Raw genomic sequence first — 4,763 nt, forward strand, 5'->3', positions numbered from 1 at the left:
GAGATCGCCATCGCCGCCTTTATGGCGCGCGAAGCTGCCGCCCTGCCCCCCTTCTACCTGCTCGCCGATCCGGCGCTGATCGCCTCCCGGGCGCGCCTGCTCGGCATTTCGCTGCCGGTCGTCGAAACGACATCAGCGCAAGCGGCGCAGGTCTTTGCCCGCGCCTTGCCGATCGTTCCACTGACTGCCCGCTGCATCGACAGTCCCGGCCGGCCGGATCCGGCCAATGCGGCCGCCACCATCGAGGCCATCGACCGCGCCGTCGCCGATTGCCTTGCCGGCGAAGCCTCGGCCGTGGTCACCTGCCCCATCGCCAAGAAGCCGCTCTACGACGCCGGCTTTCGCTTCCCCGGCCACACCGAGTATCTGGCGCATCTGGCGGCCCGGCACAGCGGCGTCGAGGCGATGCCGGTGATGATGCTGGCAGGACCCGACCTGCGCACCGTTCCCGTCACCATCCACATCGCGCTGGCCGAGGTGCCGAAGGCACTGACCACCGAGCTGATCGTCGCCACCGCGCGCATCACCGCCGCCGACCTTACCGGCCGCTTCGGCATCGCCAAGCCACGGCTGGCGATTGCCGGGCTCAACCCGCATGCCGGCGAAGGCGGCGCCATGGGCCTCGAGGACGAGCGGATCGTGCGCCCGGCGGTCGACATCCTGCGTGCCGATGGCATCGACGCTTTCGGCCCTTTGCCGGCCGACACGTTGTTCCATGTCCGGGCGCGGGCGGGCTACGACGCGGCCCTTTGCATGTATCACGACCAGGCGCTGATCCCGGCCAAGGCGCTGGCTTTCGACGAGGCGGTCAATGTCACGCTCGGCCTGCCCTTCATCCGCACCTCGCCCGACCACGGCACGGCCTTCGACATCGCCGGCAAGGGTGTGGCGCGGCCCGACAGCCTGATAGCGGCGCTGAAGCTTGCCCGGCGGCTGGCCGACACGAACACGAAGGCGGTTGCGGTATGAGATCTCGGGCATGAGCATCGACGGGCTGCCGCCGCTGCGCGAGGTGATCGAGCGTCATGGGCTGCGGGCAAAGAAGGCGCTCGGCCAGAATTTCCTGCTCGACCTCAACCTCACCGGCAAGATCGCGCGCACCGCCGGCGACTTGTCCGATGCAACCGTGATCGAGGTCGGTCCCGGTCCCGGCGGGCTGACCCGCGCCCTGCTTTCCAACGGCGCGCGTCACGTCATCGCCATCGAGCGTGACGAACGCTGCCTAGCGGCCCTTGCCGAAGTGTCCGATCATTATCCCGGCCGGCTGGAGGTTGTTTCCGGCGATGCGCTGAAGACGGATTTCGCAGGCCTTGCCAGCCGAGCGACCGGCAATGGCGGTCCGGTCAAGATCGTGGCCAACCTGCCCTACAATATCGGCACGGAGCTGCTGGTGCGCTGGTTGACGGTCAGCGACTGGCCGCCTTTCTACACCTCGATGACTTTGATGTTCCAGCGCGAGGTGGCCGAGCGCATCGTCGCGCCTGCCGGCAGCGACAGCTATGGCCGGCTGGGGGTTCTTGCCGGCTGGCGGACGGAGGCGAGGATCGCCTTCGACGTACCGCCACAGGCATTCACGCCGCCGCCAAAGGTCACCTCCTCGGTGGTGCATCTGGTGCCGCGCCCGACGCCCCTGCCCGCCGAGGTGAAGAAACTCGGCCGCGTCACAGAAGCCGCTTTCGGCCAACGTCGCAAGATGCTGCGGCAGAGCGTGAAAAGCCTCGGCGGCGAGGCCCTGCTCGAACGCGCCGGCATCGATCCGACACGCCGCGCCGAGACGCTCAGCGTCGAGGAATTCGTGCGGCTGACCAATGCCGTGTAGCTCTCTTCTCCCCGTTTACGGGGAGAAGATGCCGGCAGGCAGATGAGGGGGCAGCACGAACCTTGAAATGCCAGCACCGCCCCTCATCCGGCCCTTCGGGCCACCTTCTCCCCGTGAACGGTGCGAAGGAAGAGGTCTCAGCCCGTCTTCTCGTCCAACAGTCCAGAGACGAAATCGAACAGGCCTGGCCGGCGGTCGCGTCTTAGCCGCTCGGCGACGACGATGCCGCGCACTTCGGCGAAGGCGCGGTCAAGGTCATCATTGACGATGACGAAATCATATTCCTTCCAGTGCTCGATCTCGTTGCGGGCGTTTTTCAGCCGCGTCTCGATCACCGCCTCCTGGTCTTCAGCGCGACGTTTCAGCCGCGCCTTCAACTCCTTCATCGATGGCGGCAGGATGAAGATCGAGACAATGTCGGCGCGCATCTTCTCCTTGAGCTGCTGGGCGCCTTGCCAGTCGATGTCGAACAGCATGTCGCGCCCCTCGGACAGCGCCAGTTCGGCCGGTTCGCGCGGCGTCGCATAGCAATTGCCATGCACCTCGGCCCACTCCAGCAGCGCGTCGGAATCACGAAGCCGCTCGAATTCGCGCATCGTCCGAAAATGATAGTGGACGCCTTCGATCTCGCTTCCACGGCGCGGCCTGGTGGTGACCGAGACCGACAGTTCGAGGCTGGAATCGCTTTCCAGAAGATTGCGCGCGATCGTCGACTTGCCGGCGCCGGACGGCGACGACAGGACGAGCATCAGGCCCCGGCGGCGTATGCGGGACCCCAAATCCTTGGCAACCATCGGCTACTCCAGATTCTGGATCTGTTCACGAAACTGGTCGACCACCGCCTTCAGGTCCAGGCCGATCGCGGTGATGGCTGCGGCATTCGATTTGGAACACAGCGTATTCGATTCGCGGTTAAATTCCTGTGCCAGAAAATCGAGCTTGCGACCGACCGCGCCGCCGCCCACCAGCAGTGCCCGGCCGGATGCGACATGCGTTTTCAGCCGGTCGATCTCTTCGCGAATATCGGCCTTGGTGGCCAGGAACGCCGCCTCCATATGCAGTCGGGTGGCATCCAGATTGGCGGAAGCGTCCATCAGCAGCCTGACCTGCTCGGCGATGCGTTCGCGGATCACCGCGGTCTCGCGGGATGGATCCACTTCTGCCCGCAGCGTCAGCGCCTCGATCGTGTCGATATGACCCGACAACAGCAAAGCCAGCGCGGCTCCTTCGCCCTGCCGTGCCTGTTCGAGCCCGTTCAAGGCCACTTCGAGCGCGGCCATGACCGCGGCATCGAGCGCGGCCCTCGCCTCCTCGGTTTCGACGGTTTCAGGAATGTCGAGCACGCCGCGCAGCGAAAGCAATCCATCCGACGTCGCCGCAGCAACGCCGAATTGCTCCTGCAGCCGTTTGGCGAGCCCAGCAAGGTCCTTCAGGAAGGCTTCGTTGACGACCGGCTGCGCCTGCGCGCCAACGGCACGGCCGATGGTCAGCGTCGCCTGGAAATTGCCGCGTGCAAAACGTTTCTGAAGTATTTGCCGGACAGCAGGTTCCAACCGCTCGAAGCCTTGCGGCAGCCGCAGCCGTACCTCGACGCTCTTGCCGTTGACGGACTTGACCTCCCAGGCGATCGAGGTGCCTTCGTGCTCGGCGACGGCACGTGCAAAACCGGTCATGCTCTGCAAATTCATATCGCCCACACGTCCCTGGCACATCGCCCTGAACCGGCTTTCCGGACAGAGCGAGTGCGGCTTGAAAAAGATTGCGCCGCAGGCGCGTCGAAACCGGACGCGCGGCGCTCTTCCAAATGTCAGGGCGTTGCCTGCCGGGCAACGCCTTCCTTCATTTACTGGGCAGCGCCCGCGTCACCGCCGCTGTCGTCGGCACCGTCAGCCGGCCCACTGCCAGCGGGTTTGACGGCATTGCTGTCGCCGGTGCCAGTCGTCTTGGCGGCTTTGGCGGCATCATCGGCCTGCTTCTTCAGCAACGCGCGATAGCGGGCGACGTTCTCGTTGTGCTCGTCCAGCGTCGCGGCAAAAACGTGCCCGCCGGTGCCGTCGGCAACGAAATAGAGGTCGGCGGTCTTCGACGGATTGGCCACCGCCTCCAGCGCTGCACGACCCGGATTGGCGATCGGCGTCGGCGGCAAGCCATTGATCACATAGGTGTTGTAGGGCGTCTGTTTCTGGATGTCCGACTGGTAGATCGGCCGGTCCGCCGGCTTTCCCTTGCCGCCGAACAGCCCGTAGATGATGGTCGGATCGGATTGCAGGCGCATGCCCTTGGCAAGCCGGTTCAGGAAGACGGCGGCAACTCGCGAACGCTCGTCACCCTTGCCCGTCTCCTTCTCGACGATCGAGGCCAGCGTGACGAACTCCTCGACGTTGGCCAGCGGCAGGTCAGGCGCGCGCCGCTGCCAGACATCGTCGACCAGCTTCTTCTGATCCGCCAGCAGCTTATCGACCATCTGCTGGCGTGTCGCTCCGCGCGTGAAGCGCAGCGTGTCGGTGGCGAGGCTGCCCTCCGGCGGCGTGGTTGCCGGCATGTCGCCGCTCAAGGCATTCTCCTCGGCGATGCGCTGCAATGCCTGGTCGACCGTCAGTCCTTCAGGAATGGTCAGCGAATACATCACCGACTTGCCGCTCTTCAGAAGCTCCATGATATCGCGCATGGATGCCCTGGGCTTGATCTCGTACTCGCCGGCTTTCAGCGCGGAATCATTGCCGAAGGCCCGCACGCCAAGGCGGAATACCCGGGCGTCGCTGATCAACCCGCGGCGTTCGAGCTGGTCGGCGATATCCTGGACGCCGGTGCTCGGCTTGACCAGGAAGGTGTCGCCATTGGCCGAAGGTCCGGGTTCGGTGAATTCCTGCTTGCCGAAATAGACCGCGACGCCGGCCGCCAGAACCACCAGCATCACCGAGGAGATGACGAAGTTCATGAAAAC

Annotated in this window: 5 protein-coding genes; 2 read left to right on the top strand and 3 right to left on the bottom strand. The window is 65.2% G+C overall.

The genetic code is table 11. From position 1 onward, the window contains the following. Together pdxA and rsmA are read left to right on the top strand one after the other, a co-directional pair. Window positions 1–969, top strand: a 969-nt coding sequence (pdxA, locus tag EN906_RS23350) for a 4-hydroxythreonine-4-phosphate dehydrogenase PdxA (RefSeq protein WP_127375408.1), incomplete at its 5' end; no start/stop codon positions are given. 10 nt (window positions 970–979) lie between these two features. Continuing rightward, a complete protein-coding gene (gene rsmA / locus EN906_RS23355; protein WP_127268606.1) occupies window positions 980–1,819 on the top strand; it encodes a 16S rRNA (adenine(1518)-N(6)/adenine(1519)-N(6))-dimethyltransferase RsmA in 840 nt (279 codons plus the stop codon). Window positions 1,820–1,956: 137 nt separating this feature from the next. On the opposite strand, the gene gmk is transcribed toward rsmA, so the two are convergent. From gmk to mltG, 3 genes are all read right to left on the bottom strand, one after another. Then, complete coding sequence (gene gmk / locus EN906_RS23360; protein ID WP_013532512.1) at window positions 1,957–2,613, bottom strand: guanylate kinase; 657 nt, start codon at window positions 2,611–2,613, stop codon at window positions 1,957–1,959. 3 nt (window positions 2,614–2,616) lie between these two features. Then, a complete protein-coding gene (locus EN906_RS23365) occupies window positions 2,617–3,507 on the bottom strand; it encodes a YicC/YloC family endoribonuclease (protein WP_127272657.1) in 891 nt (296 codons plus the stop codon). Between the two features lie 155 nt (window positions 3,508–3,662). Continuing rightward, window positions 3,663–4,763: endolytic transglycosylase MltG (mltG, locus tag EN906_RS23370; RefSeq protein WP_127375409.1), on the bottom strand; the 1,101-nt coding region annotated here is incomplete at its 5' end.

It is taken from the genome of Mesorhizobium sp. M7A.F.Ca.CA.004.06.1.1 (assembly GCF_003999135.1).
Lineage (GTDB): Bacteria > Pseudomonadota > Alphaproteobacteria > Rhizobiales > Rhizobiaceae > Mesorhizobium.

What these genes read in the sequence shown, in the direction of transcription:
- EN906_RS23365 (WP_127272657.1), bottom strand. Translation starts at nt 3,507, where the DNA reads ATGAATTTGCAGAGCATGACCGGTTTTGCACGTGCCGTCGCCGAGCAC.
- rsmA (WP_127268606.1), top strand. Translation starts at nt 980, where the DNA reads ATGAGCATCGACGGGCTGCCGCCGCTGCGCGAGGTGATCGAGCGTCAT.
- gmk (WP_013532512.1), bottom strand. Translation starts at nt 2,613, where the DNA reads ATGGTTGCCAAGGATTTGGGGTCCCGCATACGCCGCCGGGGCCTGATG.